23 protein-coding genes are annotated in these 21,706 nt (G+C 42.1%); 13 read left to right on the top strand and 10 right to left on the bottom strand.

Annotated elements, in window-relative coordinates:
- Nucleotides 1-193: 193 nt before the first annotated feature.
- The 7 genes from H589_RS0101805 (at nt 194) to smpB (ending at nt 5,538) form a co-directional block, all read left to right on the top strand.
- A complete protein-coding gene (locus H589_RS0101805) occupies nt 194-850 on the top strand; it encodes a ribonuclease HII (RefSeq protein ID WP_027720435.1) in 657 nt (218 codons plus the stop codon).
- A complete protein-coding gene (locus H589_RS0101800) occupies nt 832-1,236 on the top strand; it encodes a YraN family protein (protein WP_027720434.1) in 405 nt (134 codons plus the stop codon). The genes H589_RS0101805 and H589_RS0101800 overlap by 19 nt, the downstream gene beginning before the upstream one ends.
- On the top strand, nt 1,178-2,029 hold the full coding sequence (rsmI, locus tag H589_RS0101795) for a 16S rRNA (cytidine(1402)-2'-O)-methyltransferase (protein WP_027720433.1): 852 nt from the start codon (nt 1,178-1,180) through the stop codon (nt 2,027-2,029). Before H589_RS0101800 ends, rsmI begins: the two co-directional genes overlap by 59 nt.
- A 131-nt stretch (nt 2,030-2,160) precedes the next feature.
- Nucleotides 2,161-2,916 (top strand): PTS system mannose/fructose/sorbose family transporter subunit IID, encoded by a 756-nt coding sequence (locus H589_RS0101790; RefSeq protein ID WP_084146850.1) that lies wholly within the window; start codon nt 2,161-2,163, stop codon nt 2,914-2,916.
- A 43-nt stretch (nt 2,917-2,959) separates the two neighbouring features.
- Entirely contained in the window at nt 2,960-3,277 is a 318-nt protein-coding gene (locus tag H589_RS0101785) for an HPr family phosphocarrier protein (RefSeq protein WP_027720431.1), read from the top strand.
- Entirely contained in the window at nt 3,278-5,062 is a 1,785-nt protein-coding gene (gene ptsP / locus H589_RS0101780) for a phosphoenolpyruvate--protein phosphotransferase (protein ID WP_027720430.1), read from the top strand.
- 8 nt (nt 5,063-5,070) lie between these two features.
- A complete protein-coding gene (gene smpB / locus H589_RS0101775) occupies nt 5,071-5,538 on the top strand; it encodes an SsrA-binding protein SmpB (protein WP_027720429.1) in 468 nt (155 codons plus the stop codon).
- 147 nt (nt 5,539-5,685) lie between these two features.
- Here smpB and H589_RS20870 read toward each other — a convergent pair whose 3' ends face one another.
- Nucleotides 5,686-5,841: a hypothetical protein gene (locus H589_RS20870; RefSeq protein WP_169433097.1), complete on the bottom strand. Its 156-nt coding sequence runs from the start codon at nt 5,839-5,841 to the stop codon at nt 5,686-5,688.
- A 167-nt stretch (nt 5,842-6,008) separates the two neighbouring features.
- Here H589_RS20870 and H589_RS0101765 point away from each other — a divergent pair, with 167 nt between their 5' ends.
- The 6 genes from H589_RS0101765 to H589_RS0101740 all read left to right on the top strand — a co-directional run bounded on the left by H589_RS0101765 (nt 6,009) and on the right by H589_RS0101740 (nt 13,119).
- Complete coding sequence (locus H589_RS0101765; protein WP_027720428.1) at nt 6,009-6,890, top strand: LysR family transcriptional regulator; 882 nt, start codon at nt 6,009-6,011, stop codon at nt 6,888-6,890.
- Between the two features lie 97 nt (nt 6,891-6,987).
- Nucleotides 6,988-8,376 (top strand): FAD-binding oxidoreductase, encoded by a 1,389-nt coding sequence (locus tag H589_RS0101760; RefSeq protein WP_027720427.1) that lies wholly within the window; start codon nt 6,988-6,990, stop codon nt 8,374-8,376.
- Nucleotides 8,376-9,512, top strand: coding sequence for a (Fe-S)-binding protein (locus H589_RS0101755; RefSeq protein ID WP_027720426.1), 1,137 nt, complete (start codon nt 8,376-8,378; stop codon nt 9,510-9,512). The genes H589_RS0101760 and H589_RS0101755 overlap by 1 nt, the downstream gene beginning before the upstream one ends.
- Nucleotides 9,513-9,592: 80 nt before the next feature.
- Nucleotides 9,593-12,106 carry a preprotein translocase subunit SecA gene (gene secA, locus H589_RS0101750; RefSeq protein ID WP_027720425.1) on the top strand — a complete coding sequence of 838 codons (2,514 nt, stop codon included), beginning with the start codon at nt 9,593-9,595 and terminating at the stop codon, nt 12,104-12,106.
- 167 nt (nt 12,107-12,273) lie between these two features.
- Nucleotides 12,274-12,873 carry a MarC family protein gene (locus H589_RS0101745; RefSeq protein WP_027720424.1) on the top strand — a complete coding sequence of 200 codons (600 nt, stop codon included), beginning with the start codon at nt 12,274-12,276 and terminating at the stop codon, nt 12,871-12,873.
- A gap of 24 nt (nt 12,874-12,897) precedes the next feature.
- A complete protein-coding gene (locus tag H589_RS0101740; RefSeq protein ID WP_027720423.1) occupies nt 12,898-13,119 on the top strand; it encodes a hypothetical protein in 222 nt (73 codons plus the stop codon).
- A 192-nt stretch (nt 13,120-13,311) separates the two neighbouring features.
- On the opposite strand, the gene H589_RS18975 is transcribed toward H589_RS0101740, so the two are convergent.
- The 9 genes from H589_RS18975 to H589_RS0101695 form a co-directional block, all read right to left on the bottom strand.
- Nucleotides 13,312-13,803: a YfcE family phosphodiesterase gene (locus H589_RS18975; protein ID WP_035074681.1), complete on the bottom strand. Its 492-nt coding sequence runs from the start codon at nt 13,801-13,803 to the stop codon at nt 13,312-13,314.
- A 6-nt stretch (nt 13,804-13,809) separates the two neighbouring features.
- Nucleotides 13,810-14,718, bottom strand: a complete 909-nt coding sequence (locus tag H589_RS0101730) for an MlaA family lipoprotein (protein ID WP_027720422.1) — start codon at nt 14,716-14,718, stop codon at nt 13,810-13,812.
- 15 nt (nt 14,719-14,733) lie between these two features.
- Nucleotides 14,734-15,402, bottom strand: coding sequence for a Tgt2/MlaC family protein (locus H589_RS0101725; protein ID WP_027720421.1), 669 nt, complete (start codon nt 15,400-15,402; stop codon nt 14,734-14,736).
- A 31-nt stretch (nt 15,403-15,433) separates the two neighbouring features.
- Nucleotides 15,434-15,880 carry an outer membrane lipid asymmetry maintenance protein MlaD gene (mlaD, locus tag H589_RS0101720; RefSeq protein WP_027720420.1) on the bottom strand — a complete coding sequence of 149 codons (447 nt, stop codon included), beginning with the start codon at nt 15,878-15,880 and terminating at the stop codon, nt 15,434-15,436.
- A gap of 18 nt (nt 15,881-15,898) precedes the next feature.
- Nucleotides 15,899-16,738, bottom strand: coding sequence for an ABC transporter ATP-binding protein (locus H589_RS0101715; RefSeq protein WP_027720419.1), 840 nt, complete (start codon nt 16,736-16,738; stop codon nt 15,899-15,901).
- 9 nt (nt 16,739-16,747) lie between these two features.
- The gene (locus H589_RS0101710) at nt 16,748-17,563 is read right to left on the bottom strand and encodes an MlaE family ABC transporter permease (RefSeq protein WP_027720418.1); all 816 of its coding nucleotides are present in this window, start codon (nt 17,561-17,563) and stop codon (nt 16,748-16,750) included.
- A 173-nt stretch (nt 17,564-17,736) separates the two neighbouring features.
- Nucleotides 17,737-18,354, bottom strand: coding sequence for an HD domain-containing protein (locus H589_RS0101705; RefSeq protein ID WP_084146848.1), 618 nt, complete (start codon nt 18,352-18,354; stop codon nt 17,737-17,739).
- A 34-nt stretch (nt 18,355-18,388) separates the two neighbouring features.
- Nucleotides 18,389-19,573 carry a bifunctional glutamate N-acetyltransferase/amino-acid acetyltransferase ArgJ gene (gene argJ / locus H589_RS0101700; protein WP_027720416.1) on the bottom strand — a complete coding sequence of 395 codons (1,185 nt, stop codon included), beginning with the start codon at nt 19,571-19,573 and terminating at the stop codon, nt 18,389-18,391.
- Nucleotides 19,574-19,748: 175 nt separating this feature from the next.
- Nucleotides 19,749-21,692: a peptidylprolyl isomerase gene (locus H589_RS0101695; RefSeq protein WP_245577017.1), complete on the bottom strand. Its 1,944-nt coding sequence runs from the start codon at nt 21,690-21,692 to the stop codon at nt 19,749-19,751.
- Between the last annotated feature and the right edge of the window lie 14 nt (nt 21,693-21,706).

Below are 21,706 nucleotides of genomic sequence, written 5' to 3'. Positions count from 1 at the left end.
TCGCAAATATAGTATTAAAAACCGTCTCTCCCGGACTTACATAGCTCGGGTCAGACGGTTTTTTTACTTTTTTTAGGTGGGAAGTTTTTGAAAGTGGCTGATCACAGTACATAAGTTGCGGGAAGTGAAGATATCATACTCTTCACAATTAACATATTTAATTTTAAGCAATTCATAATGCCGGAGGTCCAAATTGGATGGAAATATGCTGCCCGGAATGACCTGTGATGATTTAGTCATGGCAGGCATCGATGAAGCGGGGCGTGGATGTCTGGCCGGGCCTGTGGTTGCTGGTGCTGTTATTTTACCTGCGGATTATGATTTGCCGGGGCTGACAGATTCAAAGAAAATAGATGAAGCGACCCGTGATCGGTTGGCAGATGCTATCAAAGAGCAGGCTGTCTGCTGGGCTTTAGGAGTTAGCCGTGCTCAGTTAGTGGACAGAATAAATATCCTACAGGCCACTTTCAGGGCTATGGGCAGATCTGTTTTGCATTTGAAGACTAAGCCTCAGATGTTGATGATAGACGGAAATAAGACTATTCCTAGCCAGTATTTAAATAGAGAAAGTGGTTATAGGCAGGAAGCAGTTGTGAAAGGTGATTTAAAGGTTCCGGCAATCTCGGCAGCATCTATTTTAGCCAAAACTTTTCGCGATTCCTTGATGGTGCAACTTGATAAAAGATATCCGGGCTATGGCTTCGCTGTTCATAAAGGTTACGGGACAAAGGTTCATCTGGGTGCTATCAGGGAACTTGGTCCTTGTCTGATTCACAGAGTGACGTTCAAAGGCGTTCTTCCTGATAAAAAAGTAAAAAAACAGGAAAGCATGTGTCTCCCAGGCATATAGATTTTGGCAATGCTGGTGAAGACTACGCCGCCAGCTATCTAAAGAATAGGGGATATTCTCTCCGGCAGCGTAACTGGCGCTGGAAACAGTGGGAGCTGGATATAATCTGCGAAAATGCAGATGAATTAATTTTCGTTGAAGTGAAGACCCGGGCTGGGAGCGATGTTCAATCCGGGGTTCAGGCGGTGACTGTTGCTAAACAGAAAAAACTTGTGAAGGCAGCGACCCGCTATCTTTCGGCAATGGATTTATGGGACAGACCATGCAGGTTTGATCTGGTAATTGTGAATGATGATGGAAACGGCTTTAGAGCGGAACATATAGAAAATGCATTCGACCTCACCGACCTTATGGGTGGTGGCAACTCCTCTTGGCAACCTTGGTGATATAAGTCAGCGAGCCAAAGATGTTTTAGCCTCCGCAGACCTGATTTTTGCAGAAGATACTCGCAGAACCGGAAAACTTTTTCAGTCTCTTGGTATTAGCGGGAAAAGATTTGTCAGTCTGCATGAGCATAACGAAGAAAAACGTCTTGATCTGGTGCTGGCCCATTTTGATGAAGGCAAAGATGCAGCAATGGTCTCTGATGCTGGAACTCCTCTTATGAGTGATCCGGGTTACAGAGTCGTGCGTGCATGTCGTGAACATGGAGTGCTGGTTGTGCCTGTTCCCGGTCCAAGTGCTCCCGTAACAGCGCTGTCCGGATGTGGATTGCCTCCTTATCCGTTCTCTTTTCTGGGCTTTCTGCCGAGAAAAGAAGGGCAGATGCGTAAACTTTTTGATGTTTATGGCCAAACTGGAGCAACAATTGTTTTTTTCGAGCGCAAATCACGCCTAAGAGAAACAATGCATCAGGCCTATGAAGTTCTTGGGAATAGAGAATTTGCTATTTGCCGGGAACTTACAAAGGATTATGAAGAGTTCATTTACGGTAACCTTGCTGAGTGGGAAGATATATCTGAAGAGTTGCGGGGTGAAATAACAGTGGTTGTGGGCCCCCCTGTAAATAATGGACCTGCAACTGAAGAATGTATTTTGCGAATGATTGATACAGAAATGATGTCAGGTGAAAAAACTAAAGTCATCGCAAGAAGAATTGCTGAAAAGGTAGAAGGCTGGACAGCAAAAGCGGTCTATGAAAAGGTGAGCGAAAGAAAAAAGGGACTTAGCGAAAGTTAGAGTTTCTATTTGATATTAATTTTACTAAAATTGCTCCGATCAGGGAATGTAAAGGTCATTATGTCCATTTACGCTTTCGGGAAGATTATAGTATCCGAAAGACTTAAATGATCGTGCAGGATCAGGAAAGCGTGGAAAAAACAACAGCAGAGAAGAAGTCTTTAGGTCTGGCCTTTGTCAGGTGCTTCCTGCGTACTTATTTTGTAGGTGCGGGGTTCAATACTCGCGGATTGCAGAATATTGGTTTTTCTTATGCCATGCAGCCGGGCCTTGAGGCCATTTATACTGACCCAGCTATGCTGGCTGTTGCACGAAAGAGATATGTGAAGCATTACAATTCCCATCCATTCTGGGCTCCGCTTCTGGTGGCGATTTTTCTTTCTGTAGAAGTGCAGATCCGGGATGGTCGGTTTCCTGTTCAATTGCTGGATAAGCTTAAGAATACAACAAGTTATACTCTTTCTGCCATTGGCGATTCAGTTTTTGCCGGTAGCGGACTTATTTTTTGGGCACTGGCAACGGTGAACTTGTTGCTGGCTGGTCTTCATACGCAGGCTATGCTACTCGGTTTAAGTACCTTTATGCTTTTGCAGCTTTTTAAAGTTTTTACTTTCTGGTCAGGTTTACATAAAGGGTTGGGATTTCTTGATGAACTTAAGCGCTGGAATCTCATTAACTGGGGTGAGCGACTTAAATTTGCCAATAGTCTCTTAGTACTGCTGATCTGGTTTCAGCTTTGGCCCAGACCGCTGAATGCTTTCGAATGGTATGGCGGTGCTGCAATTTTGGGTGTTTTCGGATGGGTTATCACTACCGGAAAAATTGCTAGGGAAATTGTAGCAGTAACTGTTGTGGTGTTGGGGCTGCTGCTGATTAAATTTGTATAAGTTTCTCTTTTGAAGAATTTAAGATATAAAGGATTATGGACAAATGATTGAAAATAGTGCGCTGCGTAAAGGTTCTCCTGAATCTGGAGATATTGCGGCCCGGATAGTAGTTGTAGCCAATCAGCTTGGTCTTCATGCACGTCCGGCGGCTCGTCTGGCACAGGAAGCCCAGAGTTTTGAGGCCGAAATTACCGTTGTTTGTGATGAGCAGGAAGTGGATGCTAAAAGCATCCTCGATATTCTGACTCTTGCAGCAGCACAGGGAAGCACCCTTGAACTCCGTGCTGACGGTTCAGATGCTGTTGCGGCTCTTGATTGTCTGGAAGAACTTTTTAAAACAAGATTCGGCGAGGAAAAATAAGTGGCCAGAGCGGTCGTCAACGGAATTTCCGTCTCAACAGGAATCGCCATAGGCAAAGCCTTTTTTTTGAATCGTAGTCTTTCTTCGAGACTGCCTCGCCAGACTGTGCCAAGCCATATGGCTGAAGACGAAAGAAAGCGGTTGGTCAAGGGCTTTGCTGACGCTGTTACTGAACTTGATGCTATTCGGGCAAAAGTTCCTGAAGAGCTCAGAGAGCATCAGTTGATTATTGATTCCCATTTGATGATGCTGAAGGACCCTAAGTTTCAGAAATCTGCAATCAAATATGTGGATGATCTAAACATTAATGCTGAATGGGCTTTGGATAAGGCTGTAAATGATTTTGAAAAGGCTTTCGGGGCTCTTGAAGATAAATATATCCGTGAGCGTATGCAGGATGTCAGGCAGGTCGCTCTGCGTGTGCAGGCTAAGCTTATAGGTGGTGAGGCAAATCTGCGTCCGGTTAGAGGCCGCGTTGTACTCATGGCTCATGACCTTACTCCAGCTGATACGATTGAGCTTGAAGTTAATAAACTGATGGCTTTCGTTACCACCCTTGGCGGTAAGACATCGCACACCGGCATTCTGGCCCGTACTTTAAATATCCCTGCTCTTGTTGGAGCTGAGGAATTGGAAAATACGGTTGTAGACGGTGATCTGGTTATTATTGACGGTCTTGCCGGAAAAGTGATTGTAGATCCTTCTGATGAGGAACTCGAACATTATTATACGCTGCAAAATCAGTTTGATGATTATCAGCGGACTATTATGCGAGGGTGTCAGCTGCCTGCTGAAACAGAAGATGGATATCGAGTTCATGTTCATGCAAATATAGAATTGTTCGAGGAAGTTGCCGCTGTTATTGATAATGGGGGTGAAGGTATTGGGCTGTTCCGTACTGAGTATGCCTATCTTAACCGTACTGATTTGCCGGACGAAGAAGAACTTGCTGAAAAGTATTCAGAGCTTGCAGCAATAATGTCACCGCGCAAAGTTATTTTGCGTACCCTTGATCTCGGTGCTGATAAATTTATGTCTCATTTCGGGTCTCTTGACGAAGCTAATCCTGCCCTTGGATTGCGTGCTATGCGTTTTTGCCTGAAGCATCAGGATATGTTCCGAATCCAGCTTCGTGCTATTTTACGGGCCAGTGTGCATGGAAACGTGTCAATAATGTTTCCTATGATCAGCGGTCTGAAAGAAGTTTTACAGGCAAAGTCTGCAATTACAAGAGCACAGCAGGAACTCCGTGAAGAAGGTATCCCTTTTGATGAGAATATGCCTATCGGAGTTATGATTGAACTTCCTGCAGCTGTTATGATTGCGGAAATTCTGGCGCAGGAAGTAGATTTTTTCAGTATTGGTACCAACGACCTTATTCAGTACAGTATTGGAATTGACCGAACCAATCCGCATGTTTCCTATCTATATCAGCCTCTGCATCCAGCAGTTGTGCGGTCTATCAAATATGTTGTTGATGCCGGTCATCGAGCAGGTATCGGAGTCAGCTTGTGCGGTGAAGTTGCATCAGATCCATATTGTGTGCCTATTCTTATGGGAATGCAGGTTGATAGCTTAAGTCTTACTCCTCAGGCTATTCCTGGAATTAAAAGAATTTTGCGCCAGTTAAATATGCAGGAGTGCAAGCAGCTTTTAAAGGAAGTTCTCAGCTGTCGTACCGTGGCCAGAATCAATAGACTTGTAACAGAAAATATTTATAAAAAATATCCTGAAGAGTTGACCTTTTTCGCTTCACTTCTTGATAATGACGATATCGCAGGTTAATTTAAAAAATGGCTAAGAAAAAAAAGAAAAGTCCTTCTGCTATTGCAGTCAATAAGCAGGCTCGACGTAATTACGAATTCACTGAATCGATAGAAGCAGGCATGGTCCTTACTGGCACAGAGGTTAAATCTTTGCGTAAAGGCCAGATCAGCTTCAATGATGGATATATCAATTTCAAGGATGGGGAAGCATGGCTGGTTGGAATTCATATTGCTCCCTATGATCATGCAGGGTATTCTCAACATGATCCGGATCGTGCACGTAAACTTTTGCTCCATGTTGATGAAATAATGAAATTGCAAGCCAAATCTGAGCAAAAAGGGCTTACGGTTATTCCAGTTAAGCTTTATTTTGCGAGAGGAAAAATTAAGCTACAGATTGCACTGGCTAAAGGTAAGAATGTGCATAGCCGAAAGGAAGAACTTAAGCGGCGTGATATTGCAAAAGATACGGCTCGCCAACTGGCTAATTATTAGCCTGTAGACGAGCCGTAAAATCTTTTTTCCACCACTTGCCGGTTGGTGGAGAAAGCATGATAAGAGTATAATAACTTTAGTCCGTCAAGGAGCGGACTATGACAGCTAATAAGGCAGTACCTGCCATATTAAACAGTCATTATTTTTTTACTGGAGACAGGAAATGAGAATGGTTGAAACCATTGCTGCACCGATCCAGAAAATTGTTTTTACTGTTCCTGTTACAGGACCGAGATGCTTGTGACCATTTACGCTGTCTTCCGGGGTGAAGATTTCTGTTACGAATGCGCTGATACTACTCATATTTACTGCTCCTGTTGGTGACAAAAAATTTATAAATCATGTAGTCACTGAAAAAAATATGCACCTTTTCCTGCTTTGAATCCAATGGGAATAATCGAACCCCTTCTTTGAAAATTTCGATACCACCTTTAGTAAATGCTAGTTTTGCTGTGAAGGTATTTAAAAATATGGAATTATATCAAATAAAGACTTTTGTGGCCGTGGCAGAAGAAGGGAATATGACCCGTGCTGCCAAGCGTCTTCATGCCAGCCAGTCAACAATCAGTCTGCATATCAAGTCACTTGAAGAAGAGTTTGATGTTCGCCTTTTTTTGCGTACGCCCAAGGGGATGCAAACTACAGCTGAGGGTAAGGTGCTGCTTGAAAAGGCTTGCGTTGTTTTAGAGAGTGTAGATACTTTTGAGAACGAGGCTCGACGCTTCAAGGGTGAAATTTCAGGTGTCGCCCGCCTTGGACTGCAAACATCTCCAATATATCTCAAGACTCCACAGCTCATTAAGTGTATCAAAGAAAAATTTTCTGCTTTGAGTGTGCATCTTGTACAGATACCGACTTGGACTATTAGAAGTGATATTGCTGCCCGGAAACTGGATGGTGGTTTTTTTTATGCTAATTGTGCGCCTGAAGAGGTAGATGGAATTCTGCTGGAGAATACAATTTTAAATGTTGTCGGACCCGCATCGTGGCAGGATCGTATGGAAAATGCCAGTTGGGAAGAGTTAGCTAAGCTGCCGTGGATTTGGACACCCGATGAATGTTCATTCAACGTAAAGCTGGAAGAGGCTTTTTCTTCAAGAGGACTTGAAGCAACAAAGGTTATGATTGCCGATAGTGAGGATACGCACAATGCATTAGTGCGGTCTGAAAACGGTCTTACCGTAATGCGTCACGATGAAGCTGATGATGGCGTAAAGAATAGCTCTTTGTATATATGGCCGGGTGGGCATATTGAAGTGGGATTATATTTTGGATTTAATAAGAAAAAGAAATCAGATCCGATAGTTTTATCATTGCTGGAATGCGTTGAAAAAGTCTGGAATGAAAAATAGCCTGCAAGAGGTTGAATATTAATAATAAGTTTGAAGAGTGTCTTAATAACATCTCAGAAAGTCCGTCTGCGGAGCCTCTCGGCACTAAGTGGATCAAATGAAGCTATATCCTGAAAAATTATCCAGATTACATAAAAAATTCCTGAAGGATTTATTTCCTGAAAAACAGTCCAGTTTTGATGATGGTGCATTGCTGGCCTGCGGTGTTGATGCGAGTCGGAAACATGCAAAGCCGCTAGCATTAGTGCGCCCTAAGACTGTTGAGCAGATTTCGGAATTGCTTAAATGGGCGCAGCTGGAGCAAGTTCCGGTTTATCCGAGAGCGCGGGCAACTAATAAAGTCGGCGGCTGTGTGCCTGTCAGGCATGGTGTGGTCGTTTCTACACTTGATATGAACAGAATTTTGGATATTGATCCCAGAGACTTTGTTGCTGTAGTTGAACCGGGAGTGGTTACTTCTGATTTGCAGAAGGCTGTAGAATATAAAGGTTTGTTTTATCCACCTGATCCGGCCAGCATCAAAATCTCGACTATCGGAGGCAATATATCCACATGTGCGGGGGGGATGCGCGCTGTAAAATATGGTGTTACCCGTGACTACGTGCTGGGGCTTGAAGCAGTGCTTCCCGGAGGGGAAATCATTCATACAGGGGGACGGACTCATAAAAATGTTGTCGGGCTCGATCTGACAAGATTGATGGTCGGTTCCGCAGGAACTTTGGGGCTGATTACACAGGCAACTTTAAAGCTACTTCCACTTCCTGAAACCTCTGCTTCAGTGTTGATTGGATTTAAGGACTTATCAGGTTGTTTGCAGGGAGCTGAGGCTGTGTTTGGTTGCGGTATCCTGCCGACGGCAATGGAGCTTATGGATCACAATACTTTAAATGCTCTTGAGATACATTCAGATGTTCCATGGTCTAAAGGGACATGCGGAGCATTACTGCTTAAAATTGACGGATCTAAAGAAGCTGTAGCCAATGATATTAATAGAATTGAAGATGCCTTGAAAGATGTTCCGGTAACTTTTATGGAGAAAGGAACAGGAGGAGATCAGGAACGGCTTTGGGAGTTGCGCAGGGTCATCAGTCCCGCAGCTTTTAATCTTGCTCCGGATAAGCAGGGGGAAGATGTTGCTGTTCCCCGTGGTTCTGTTGGTAAGGCTATTGAAGGCTATCACGCTATAGGCCGGAAGCTGGGGGTGATTATTCTTTGTTTCGGGCATCTTGGTGATGGGAATATTCATGTCAGTGTTATGCACGACAAATCGGTTCCCGTTCAGGCTGATGCAGCTCTTAAAGCCAAGAAAGAAATTTTTGAGTATACTTTGAAGCTTGGCGGAACATTATCCGGAGAACATGGTATCGGACTGACAAAGGCCAAGTTCATAGGTATGCAGCTCGGAAAGACAGAATTAAAGCTTATGTCCGGCATTAAGAAAGTGTTTGATCCGTATAATATAATGAATCCCGGGAAGGTTGTTTAATGGCCACCCCAAGAGCCTGTGTTCAGTGCGGGAAATGCCTTGAAGTTTGTCCTCTTTTTAAAGCTACTGGAAGAGAAGATTTAACGCCGAGAGCAAAGTTCTTTTTGGAAAATCTTGATTCCTCCGAAGGACTGAGTGATAAGGATTTTAAATCACTTGCGTCGTTATGCCTTTCCTGTGGACGATGTGCCAAGAATTGTCCGCAACATATGTCCGGGCCTGAGTTTGTTTCTGCTTTACGGTCAAGTTCAAATGGGTTTGTGCAAAATTGTTGGGATTTGTGGCTCGCAAATCCTGGAATTCTATGGCCGATGGCAGCAGCGCTATCAAGGTTTTCTTTGAAAGTTCTGCCTGAGCCTTTCCGATCAGCTAAAAAACGTATGAAATCTCTTTTTGCTACAGGGCTGGAGCCTTGGGTAGAAATTTTTCCTCAAGTAAAATTTGAAGAAAGGAGAGTAGTCCTTTTTAATGGATGTGTAGGGAAATATGCCCGCCATGATTGGATTAAAAAGGCTGATCGGTTGATGAACAGTATGGGCCTGCTTAGGGCTGAAGAGCCTGAATTTGTTTGTTGTGGTTCCTCCTATGGTAGTGCAGGCCTTTTGGAGCGTCAGAATGAATCCCGGAAAATAAATATTCGAGCTTGGAAAGATGCCGGGTCTCCGTTGCTTCTGATTTTTTGCACTACTTGTCTTAAAGGGTTAAAGGAATATTCTCTTGACGATTTTTCCGGTGATAATGAGCTGTACAAGAAGTGGCAGCAATCGCTCACACTACTTTCCTCATTGTTGCTTGATGCTGACGTACTGCTTCTTGAAAACAGTCCCAAACAGATTGTATACCATAAACCTTGCCATGCTCCTGTGTTGGATACAGATCAACTGCTTCTTGAAAAAATTGCCGGAGACAGGCTACGTCCGGTTCTAAATGATCTGTGTTGTGGATTTGGCGGCATTATGCAACTAGCTGCACCTGACCTTTCTAAAGAAGTGGGCGAACATTGTCTGGAGAGACTGACTGTCGGGCTTGATTCAGGTGCACATATTCTTACTGGATGCTCCGCTTGTGTGATTCAGCTTGCCACACTGACAAAAGATGAATATTTAGCCTCTCATTGGCTTGATATTTTGAAATGAAGACTTATTAGATAGAATCCGTTTTATTTAGATGAATACAATTGCGGCTATTACCGCCTATGACAAAGGATTATTACTACATGTTTAATTTGATTGTTTCCAAAATTTTCGGTTCACGAAATGACAGGTTTATTAAAAAACTTAAGCCGCAAATTGATTTGATCAGCTCCTATGAGCCTGAAATGGAAAAGCTCACTGATGAGCAGATTCCTCAAAAGATCATGGAATTCAAAGAAGAAGTAGCTGCTGGAAAATCCCTTGATGACCTTCTGCCTGAAGTTTTTGCTCTTGTGCGTGAAGCTGGTAAGCGCTCCCTCAAGATGCGTCACTACGATGTACAGATGGTCGGTGGTATGGTTCTGCACAGCGGTCGTATTGCTGAAATGAAGACCGGGGAAGGTAAGACCCTTGTCGCAACTCTTCCGGCTGTCCTGAATGCTCTATCAGGTAAAGGGGTACACCTTATTACCGTTAACGACTATCTTGCCAAGCGTGATGCTGAATGGATGGGGCAGTTATATAATTTTCTAGGACTCAGCGTAGGCGTAGTTGTTCATGGGCAGACCGATGAAGAGCGTCAGGAAGCTTATGCTTGTGACATCACTTACGGTACAAACAATGAGTTCGGTTTTGATTATCTGCGTGATAATATGAAGTTCTACAAAGAGCAGCTTGTTCAGCGTGAACTTAATTTTGCCATAGTCGATGAAGTTGACTCCATTCTTATTGATGAGGCCCGTACTCCGCTGATTATTTCCGGTTCTTCTGATGAAGCTACTTCAATGTATGGACGCGTCAATTCAATGATTCCTTTACTTAAAAAGGATGAAGATTTTGAAGTTGATGAAAAAGGGCGTTCTATCACCATGACCGATGATGGTGTTATCAAATGTGAAAAGATTCTGGGCATCGATAACTTATATGATTCTCAGCACATCTCTTTTCAGCACCACATCATGCAGGGTATCAAAGCTCATCATTTGTTTTCACGTGATGTTGATTACATCGTAAAAGACGGTCAGGTTGTCATCGTTGATGAATTCACCGGTCGTCTTATGCCGGGAAGACGTTTTTCAGATGGACTGCATCAGGCTCTTGAAGCAAAAGAAGGCGTTAAGGTCGAGTCTGAAAATCAGACTCTGGCATCAATCACTTTTCAGAATTATTTCCGTATGTATGACAAATTGTCCGGTATGACCGGTACTGCGGATACTGAGTCAGTAGAGTTTGCTCAGATTTATGATCTTGAAGTTATTGTTATCCCCACTAATAGCAAGATGGTCCGTATTGACCATCCGGATTCAATATACAAGACTCAGAGTGAAAAATATAATGCCATCGCTAAGGATATTGAAGAAAAGTATAAGCAGGGGCAGCCTGTTCTTGTAGGTACTGTTTCAATTGAAAAATCAGAACTTATTTCTGAACTGCTTAAGAAAAGAAAAGTTCCCCATAATGTACTTAACGCTAAGCATCACGAGCAGGAAGCTGAAATTGTAGCTGAAGCAGGTCATCAAAAGCACGTAACCATCGCTACCAATATGGCTGGCCGTGGTACTGATATTGTGCTGGGCGAAGGAGTCAAAGACCTTGGGGGGCTGCATATTATTGGTACTGAGCGCCATGAGTCACGCCGTATCGACAATCAGCTTCGTGGACGTTCCGGTCGTCAGGGTGACCCTGGTTCAACACGCTTTTATCTTGCTCTGGATGATGACTTGATGCGTCTGTTCGGTTCCGAGCGTATTGCCGGAATTATGGATAAGCTGGGTATGCAGGAAGGCGAGCCTATCGAAAACGGTATGGTTACAAAAGCCATTGAGAACTCACAGAAGAAAGTTGAAGGTCATAACTTTGAAATTCGTAAGCAGCTTCTTGATTATGATGACGTAATGAATCAGCAGCGCGAAGTAATCTACACATTGCGCCGTGAAGTCATGTATTCAACTGATATGTCTGATATGACTGCCGAGTTTGTTGAAGAAATTTTTGACGATTGTTTCTACCCTGTTGAGGAAGCTAAAGGTAGGCCTTTAGATCAAGAAACAGAAGATATGGTTCGAGTTGGCTTGGATGAACTTTTCGGCATCAGTCGTAATGAAGAATTTAAAGAAGAGTTACCTTCCAGAGAGAAACTTGAAGCTTGGGTCGGTAAGTTGTTGAATACCTTAAGTGAAAGTTCTGGAGATCATTTTCATGAGATTCAACGTTATTTTTTACTTGAATCTTTGGACAGAAACTGGAAAGAACACTTGCTCAACATGGATCACCTCCGCGAGGGTATCGGTCTGCGCGGATACGGACAGAAAGATCCTAAGCATGAGTACAAAAGAGAAGGCTTTGAGATGTTTCGGGACATGCTCGGGCGTATAAAGGAAAATACTATTCGTGCTCTTTGCCATTTGCGTATTGAAACTGAAGTTCGTGAAGAGGAGTTTCAGCACAAAGAGCAGCAGAATGATTTAGAATACTCAGATTCAGGTGAATCTGAAGCTAAGAAAAAACCGAAACGTCGTTCTGAACCAAAAATCGGGCGTAATGAAAGCTGTCCGTGCGGTAGTGGTAAAAAGTATAAGAAGTGTTGCGGTAAGTAGAAAATATCTCGGAAATATTCCGGGAGAAAATATATAGATCAGATCTAAAAAATCCTCAGGCAAGCTTTGTCTGAGGATTTTAACTTTGTGAGTAAGTTCTCGTTGCAAATAGATAATTAATAAGTGTCTATTTTTAAAAATTAATTTTAAATTTAGTAGAGTTTTATATGTTACCAATTTTTTTTCAGACATATTTAAAGCTGTTTTTTATTTTAACACCTTTTTTTGCTATATCGGCTTTTCTTTCTCTTACGCAGGAGATGAGCCCAGCTGAACGTAGGAAAATTGCTGTTAAAGTCACGTTTGCAGTAATTATAATCTCATTGATAATATATCTTTATGGCCGATATCTTTTTGAGCTTTTCGGCATTACCCTGGATGCTTTCCGCATCGGCGCTGGAGCAGTCCTATTTCTTTCCGCACTGAACATGGTCGGCGGCGGCACAAAGAAATTTGAAGCTGGAGGGGAAGATGATGATATTGCAGTTGTACCGCTTGCTATGCCTATTATTGTCGGTCCCGGAACTATAGGTGCTCTCCTTGTTATGGGGTCAGCAGTTCATGGATATAAGGATATGGCTTTTGCCTGTTCTGCACTTGTTGCTGCTGTATTAACTTTGGGATTTCTGTTATTTGTCTCTTCAGGTCTTAAGCGTCTTCTTGGTAAAAGAGGGCTCGGAATTATGAGTCGATTAACAGGACTTCTTGTTGCATCAATTGCTGCTCAAATATTTTTCACTGGTTTACGCAACTTCATGCTGGATTAGTATTTTGCAAAGGAGGATTTTAAAATGGCAGATGGTAAGAAACTGACAGACCGTTTTCTTGTTGCTCTCTTTAAAAGAGGTAAAACAGAATATATACCTATCTCTTATTTGAAGTTTGAAGGGGATAAGGTTCTCGCTAAAGGGGAAACTGACAGGTTACCCTCTCTCCTTGCTGAAATGGTCGGAAAAGGGATATTAGAAGAGAAAATAAGTGAATATAGATTGCTTAGTGATCCATTTGCATAGTATAAACAATTTTTAAAAACAAAGGCCGTTGTAGAAAATTCTACAACGGCCTTTGTTTTTAAATTCTCTGAAATAAAAGAATTCATATATAAATGTGGTTATTGAAAATATTTTAAAAAATAATCGGATAAGAATATAAATTTTAATTGTCCCGCAACGGACAGTTAATGAAAAAAATAATACCTGCACAGATCAATCAACAGGAATAAACGTACATTCCATATTTTCCTCATCGTCTACACTGACAATTGCAACGGAAGGAGGAAGGTCATCTCTGGGCGATGTCAGGCTGCCGGGGTTAAGCATTTGCACACCCCTTACAATAGACCAGTCTCGTATATGAGTGTGTCCATAGCAAACAAGATCATAACCCGTCCCGAAGGATTGAACCACGTTTAGTGATACCTGTGAACGGCTGCCCCAGCCGTGAGCAATGCCGATTTTTAGTCCATGAAAAGATACAGACTGTAGGGCCTGCAAATAATCTGAAAGTTGCCATTCATCACAATTCCCCAAGGCGGCATGAAAGTTTGGATGCTGGCAAAAAAACTGCCAGACGGAAAAAGAGACTAAGTCACCACAATGAAGCAGTAGGTCTGTATCCGCAAGGTGGGTATTAAAAACCTCCGTAAGCCTTTTATTCGGCTCACGGAGGTGTGTGTCTGAGATAACTGCAATTTTCACTTTAGGTTATTTTTTTTGTGGTGTTGCATCAGGGTTCGTTGTCATTTGGGGTTTAGGCCTGTCCGGATTGTTTCTAGAATCACGAACCTGTTTAGCCCGATAATTCAGGTAGACATCTCTTAAACCAAGGTAAGGATCAATAGCACCTTCCTTAAGCGATTCATATTCTCCGATATGGAAGGAAAGTTTGTTGATCTGGTTGTATGCACCTGCTGAAAGTGAATAATACCAAGGGATGCCGAACCACCAGAAAGGGTTTAGAGCAAAGGTATCAATTCCAAATCCAACTGCATCACGAACAGTGGAAGGTCCCAGAAGTGGCAGAACTACATACGGTCCATTGGGAATACCCCAAACGCCGAATGTCTGCCCCATATCTTCGTCACCAATATAAAGCGGCATTGTTGATTGTGCTTCACCTGCAACATTACCTAGACCGCCTAAACCGAAAAAAGAATTGGCGATAAATTTGGATGTTTCAGCACCCGCTGTAAAAAATTTACCCTGTAGCAGACAACCTGTGAGTCTTACGGGGTAAAGCATATTCTGGAAAAAGTTATTAGCCCATGTTCTAGGGCGTAAAGGAACTGCCCACATATATCCTTTTGTCGCAGGCTTCATGACATTAAAGTACATAAAGTCGTTGAAATCAAACATGGCACGGTTATATCCCTGCCAGGGATCAGAAGATTCAGCTTGCTCATTGTGCTCAGAGTCGCCCCATAAGTCTTCGCTGAATTCGTCTCCAGCATATTCTTCGGGGTTATTCTTTACTGCACCGATGATTCCAGATCCGACTTGTGCAACAAGAATTGGCTCTGTCGTTTCTTCTGATCTTACCTGCGATGGAAATGTCAGCAGTATAAAAGTGAGTACTATGAATGCTAGAAGGGATGTAGAATATGTCCGTGTCATGGGCTTTTCCGTTATTTATTGCTTTTGCTGTGAGGCAGTAGCATTATTAGTTTTATCGAGTTCTTTGCACTTTCTATCGAGTCGTGCAAAGAGTTCTTTTTTACTTGCAGCAAAAGCGGCGTCAGTACTTGTATCAATAATTCCCGCAAATTGTGTCTTATAATTTCTTACAAGGCTGATACCTTCAATTTTGACATCATAAACATCCCACTCTCCATCCACAAGTTTTAAGCGGTAGAAAACGGGAATATCTTTATCGCCTGTTAGTAGACGTGTATCAACCTGTGCGTATTTTCCCTTAACTATGGTCTCTTTGTCAAATGCGACCTTTTCTCCTGAATAATCTTCAATACGGCCTAGGTATGTTTGTTCAAGCAATTGGGTGAAAAGGTCTACGAAGTGAGTCCGCTCTTCAGGAGTAAACTTGAGCCATGGCCGACCAACAGCACGTTTGGAAAGTTCTTCAAAATTAAAAAAGTTTTTAATAGTTTCTCGAACTTTATCAGCCTTTTCAGCATTTTTTTCAGGATGTCCTTTGTACTCAGGGTTATTCAAAATTTCAATGACACCCTGAATGCCTGCGCGTAAACGCACCATAGGAGAGTTTTCAGAGTCAGCATAGCAGACCCCATATGTAGCACAAAGAATTATGACTATAGTAAATATGGATAGAATTCGTTTCATTTGTGGAACCGGTTATTTTAAAGTTAATATATTAAACCTTGCCAAAAACATACTTACTTATCAAGTCTTCAATATCAATGGCTGATTCTGTTTCAATAATCATTCCCCCCTCTTCAATGGGGTCACCAACTCCACCGGGGGTTATTTTTACATATTTATCACCAATTAAACCGCTAGTTTTGACTGATGCTATGGCATCATCTAGGAGTTCAATTCTTTTTTCAATGCTAAGAGTGAGAACAGCTTTCTGATTTTTCAGGTCAAGATTTATGTCTGTAACGTAGCCGATGGGAACCCCCATCATTTCTACCGGTGATTTGACTCGTAAACCGGTAATATCATTAAAACTGGCTTTAACATGATAATGATCGTCAGAAAACATCTGCACGTCACCGAGCTTTACACTCATATAAATAATGGCGATCAGTCCGAGAAATACAAAAAAACCGACCACTGTTTCCTTGGGATACTTTTTCATGCCTAAATCCATTTAAAATTAATTATTTCCATAGTCACCAATGTACTTGGTGCAGTCCATCTTCATTACCGAAGGATCAAGGGGAGAGGTTGTTACTCTTGGAGTAAATCGTTTTTCTCCTTCACGATCTAAAAATTGTCTTAAATAAGGGTCTGTTGTAGCCATAAGTTCATCTTTATGGCCTCGGAAAAGTGTTTTCCCTTCTCCTAATACAACAATATAGTCGGCAATGGTTTTCATGCTTGCCAGGTCATGGCTGACTACTACGATTGTCATATCAAATCGTTCTTTGAGTTCAAGCAGTAGTCCGTCCAGTTCTGCTGAGTTGATTGGATCAAGACCTGATGTAGGTTCATCGCAAAAAAGGATGTCAGGATCCATTACCATTGCCCGCGCAAGGCCGGCACGTTTGCGCATTCCACCTGAAAGTTCATTTGGATAATAGTCCATAAAATTTTCAAGCCCGACAAGGCTGAGCTTAGATTTTACAACTTCATAAATTTCAGGTTGTTTAAGCTTTGTATGTTCTTTTAGTGGAAGGGATACATTATCAAAAAGCGTCAATGCTCCGAGTAGTGCTCCATCTTGAAAAAGAACGCCAATGCGTTGCTTCAGGCATCTGAAAGCCTTAGGCTTAAGCTCAAAAATATTGTGTTTACCCAGATAAACAGCTCCACTCATTGGAGTGTTCAGCTTAAGGATATTTTTTAGTAAAGTAGACTTGCCACAACCTGACCGCCCAAGGATAACAGAAATACCACCACCGGGAAGAGTCGCATTGATATCATTTACCACTACGGTCGTATCATAGCCGATGGTCAGGTTTTCAATTTTAATATCAGGTGCTGATCTGTTCATTGGGGAATCCTAAAAAAATAAAGAAGTCAAAATGTAATCAGAAATAAGGACCATTACACATGACATGACAACGGCCGTTGTTGTTGCCTGGCTGACTCCCTCTGGACCTTTGCCGTCTTTACGGAAGTGGGTAAAGTAACCCTGAAAGCAGCATACCGTGCATACTATTACAGCGAAAACAATAGATTTATTGAATCCCGCAGATATATCAGTCCAAGAAAGAGAGGAGTGAACACGGTAAAAATAAACACCTGAATTGCCGCCAAGCAGCGCCACCCCTGTCAAATAACCACCTATGATACCTATAAGATCGAAAAGTGCAGTTAAAATCGGGAATGAAATAAGTGAAGCCAGAATTTTAGGGCTGACCAGAAAACTCAGAGGGTTGATATCCATGAGTTCAAGTGCATCGATCTGCTCGGAAATACGCATTACACCGATTTCTGCAGTCATTGACGAGCCTGCACGACCTGTCAGCATTATTGCAGTCAGTACTGGGCCAAGTTCGCGGACAAGGGAAAGAGAGACAGCAGCTCCGAGAAATCCTTCAGAACCGAATTTAGCTAATGCATAATATGTCTGCAGACCGATCACCATTCCGGTGAATAGGCCGATCAGAGAAATTACAGTTATTGATTTTACTCCAATGAAGTAAAGTTCTTTAACTGTTTTGGAGAATATACCAAATGAACTGAAAATATGCATGATTCCTTGAAAAAGAAAGATGCACATGGCCCCTGCTTCTCCAAGTATGTTCGTACTTATTTTACCTAGAAGAGTAAAAGGGAGCAGAAATTTATTTTCAGTTCTAGTCTGGTTCATCATAACAATCTGTGTTTATTGGATTAATAAATCAAGAGGTGCCTATCTCATTACTTTACTTAAGTTTGAGCTGCATCTCTAACATAATGAGTTAAGAAATAAAAGCGACAACACTTGGTATTGCTTGGTTTAACGGTCTTGATCGTTAATTTTTAATTCAAGATTATATTATATATTTATTCTTCGTCATCAAGTCCATGTTTATTTTCCCACCAGCTTGGTGGTGGACCTAAATACCACCAGTCTTTGTGGTCTGTTTCAGAAATCTTATCGGCTAATTTCTGGCCTTCATCAGTGCGAAGTCTTTTAATTGCAGATTCAAGCCATTTTGCAGCATATGGGTTGCCCATGTCCTGCTCTTCTTTAAGGTTCAAAATAAAATCGAGTTGATCCGCATCATGGGCAAGCTTAGACTCAATGCTTTCGCTTGCTTCAAGTTCTTCCCAATAAGGATATATTTTATTTTCAAGACCTGTTCCGTCAAGAGTATGCTGCAGTGCTTTATTTCTTTCGCTTTGATTATAGATGCTATTTACGTAGTTAAAATCACCAGTGCGAGCTTCATGTAAATCATGGAAGAGGCACATGAAAACAGTACGCGCCATATCAGCTCCAGCCATATCAGCTAGAACATAACCCAGCACAGCGACACGATACGAGTGATCTGCTACAGATTCTGAACCGGTTCCTAAAAACTGGTAACCGGTCCTTGGCGTTTTACGCAGCATGCCAACTTCGAAAAGAAAGTCAGCAAGTCTGGTCATTTTATCTCGGCTTTTAAGATTCTTCATCATATTCATAGCGAATTTGTAGTCTTATATTAAAATGTTATGATCTGTAGTCAGCATTAATATTGATATATTCACGTGTAAGGTCAGATGCCTTAAGAATTGAATGTCCTTCACCGTCACCCAACGTAATGAATATGTCTATATCTTGTTTTCTCATGAGCGGTGCCAGCAAGGCATCCAGATCACCCTGCACAGGTTTTCCTTTTTCAAAAACAACAATCTTACCAAAGCTAAGAGTCAATTTGTTAGGATCAAACTCCGCACCGCTTCTTCCAGCTGCAGCAACGATTCTACCCCAGTTGGGATCCTCGCCGAAAAGGGCTGTTTTAACGAGTGGTGAGTTGCCTACTGCACGGACCATAAGTTCAGCATCTTGGTCTGTTGCAGCACCTGATACATCTATAGTCATGACTTTAGTTCCGCCTTCAGCATCTTGAACTATCATATATGAAAGCTGCTGGCAGATATCTAATAGGAGTGCTTCAAGAGCAGAACGTTTCACATCTGTATCTGCTTTTATTCCGGAAGCCCCATTAGCAAAAGCTTGAACAGTATCATTAGTGCTGGTGTCACCGTCAACAGTCACGCAGTTAAAAGATTTATTGATACATTTATTCAGAGTTTCCTGCCACCAGTTCTCGTCTACATCGGCATCACAAATAATAAATCCTAGCATTGTCGCCATGTTCGGAGATATCATGCCTGCTCCTTTGCACATGCCAAGCATTGTTATCTGCTTACCTTCGCATGTGATCTCCCCCCAGGCCAGTTTGGGAAATTTATCAGTAGTCATAATGGCTTTAGCAGTATTTACAGCATCATCTTTGCCTACCTGTTCTGCCAATCTAGGAGCGACAGCTTTCCACTTTTCCATATCAAACCGTGGTCCTATCACTCCGGTTGAAGATGGCAATAAATCACGAGGTGTTAGGCCAAGATGCTTTGCAGCAAGTTCAAGGCTTTCTTTACAGTCAGCAATGCCTTCCTCTCCGGTACAGGCATTTGCAAGTCCTGCATTAATAATGGCTCCACGCACAATCTTTGAATCTGCAAGAATATCTTTACCTACAGTGACAGGTGCGGCCTGAAATTTGTTTTTTGTAAAAACTGCAGCTGCAACAGCTGGAACATCACTCAAGATTAAGGCTAAATCATTACGGCCACTATATTTAAACCCAGCATCGATACTGGCAAATTTATATCCTTTAGGAGTTTTAAGCATTTTAAGATCCTCATATTTTAATGCTATGGCCTGCAGGCCGCAGATTTTTTTATTTTGTTACTCTCTTGATGTTGACAGTGCAAGAGAAAGAATTGTTTTAAACGCATCGTTTTAACTAATAAAAAAGGGTCTGTCCCCTAAAGAACAGACCCTTAATTTTTCAACTTTATAAAGTCTACTGATTCAGGATGTCGGGGCGAACAATTTCGACTTTTGCTTTAGTTCGCAATTCTGTGAGGAAAGCGTTAAACACTTCATTTGCGCGCTGCTGCTGCAGTGCATTCATGATCATGTCCTTCTGAGCTTCCCATGCTTCTTCTTTAGGAGGTACCCGTTCATCTAAACGAGCAACAATAAATCCGCCGGGCAGTTCAAAAACCTGTGAGAGCCACTGGTCTTTTTTGGCAGCAAATGCTGCTTCGGCCAGTTTTGGATTCATACCAAGGTTAGGAACAAATCCGTTGCGACCAAAAGGTTCGGATGTTCTAAGCTCTTTTTTGATATTCTTAAGTGCGCTTGCAGATGTTTTGGCATCAATGAGTTGCGCCATAATTACCGTTGCTTTGGCTTGAGCAATCTTCATAGCCTGCTGCTGAGAAAGAAAGTTTTTAATGTCTTCCTTTACATCTTTCAGTGGGCTGACTGAAGCAGGGATATCTTTAACTTTTTCAGCAATAAGATATCCGTTGTCAATTCCTATAGGCATGTTGCTTACGCTGCCTGCTGGTAGATCAATAATTGTTTTAGCTGCACTTTCAGTCATGCCGAATGCACGGGTCAGGTTTTGTAAAGTTGCTTTCTCACTGTTCTTGATAGCAATACCGATTTCATCAGAAACTTTATCAAACTTCATTCCAGATGCAATAAGGTCGATTGCATGATCAAGCTTATCAGTAATAGAATCAGATGCTTTTTCTTCAGCTATAGCAGATCTGATCTCTTCTTTGACCTGATCTAAATCTTTCTGACCTTCTTTGCGAATGTCATCGATTTTGATGATGTGCCATCCGAATTTTGTGCGAACAGGCTTGCTGACTTCACCTTTTTTAAGATTAAAAGCTGCATCTTCAAAAGGTTTAACCATTGAACCCTTGCCAAACCAGCCGAGTTCACCGCCCTTACCGGCACTGGGGCCTTCAGAATATTTTTTAGCAAGTTTGGCGAAGTCCTGCCCAGCCTCAGCTTTGGCAAGAATCTTTTTAATTTTCTTTTCCGCTTTGTTTACATCAGCATCAGAAGCATTTTCATCTACCATAATCAGGATGTGACGGGCTTTAACCTGTGGTTCCTGTGCGTAGCTGTCTTTATGTGCTTCGTAGTAACTTTCAATTTCTTCAGGAGTAACTACTTCGTAAATAGACAGTTCTTCTGGAGTAAAAGCAATGTAGTTTACAACTGCACGAGCAGGTATTGTAAATTTATCTGGGTTGGCTTTGTAATACTCTTCAACAGACTTATCATCGACTTTCACCTGCTTTAAAAAATCAGCACCTGAAACATAATAGTAGTCAATCTGAATCTTTTCAGAAGCAGTATTAAACAATTCACGAGCTTCAGCTATTGTTGGCTTAACCGGCAGAGTCACATATTCCTGAAGCTTCTGAATCAAGTGGCTGTTGCGGATATCATTTTCAAATGTCGCAGCAGACATCTGTCTGGATTTCAGAAAATTCTGGTAAATCTTAACATCAAATTTGCCCTCTGCATTAGTGAATGCCGGGATCTTACTGATGCTGTAAGAAAGTTCAGTATTAGAAACTGAAATACCAAGTTTAGCTGCCTCAGCTTCTAGAAGCTGCTGGCTGACCATTTGCCCAAGAACTGCTTTTTTAAATTCAGGAGATTGAAGCTGTTCAGAAGCAAGTCCAGGGTTCTGTGCCCTCATGGAGTCGGCTGTTTCGCGGTATACTTTGATAAACTCCTGAGTAGGAATTGGCTCATCATTAACATATGCGATAACCGGATCAGTGTTGCCGTTGAATCCGCTAACTCCGAAAGCGAATACAAAGACAATGATGATGATTGCGAAAAGGATCTTAATACCCCAATTCTGGGCATTTTGGCGCAGAATGTCCATCATGGCTTCTTCATTCTCCGTTTGCAGCTTGGCTGCGTTCAATGTTTATTCTATTT

The sequence above is a fragment of the Maridesulfovibrio zosterae DSM 11974 genome (assembly GCF_000425265.1).
Taxonomy (GTDB): domain Bacteria; phylum Desulfobacterota; class Desulfovibrionia; order Desulfovibrionales; family Desulfovibrionaceae; genus Maridesulfovibrio; species Maridesulfovibrio zosterae.
Note: the sequence above shows the minus strand (reverse complement) of the source record. Positions and strands in the feature narration are given on the sequence as shown.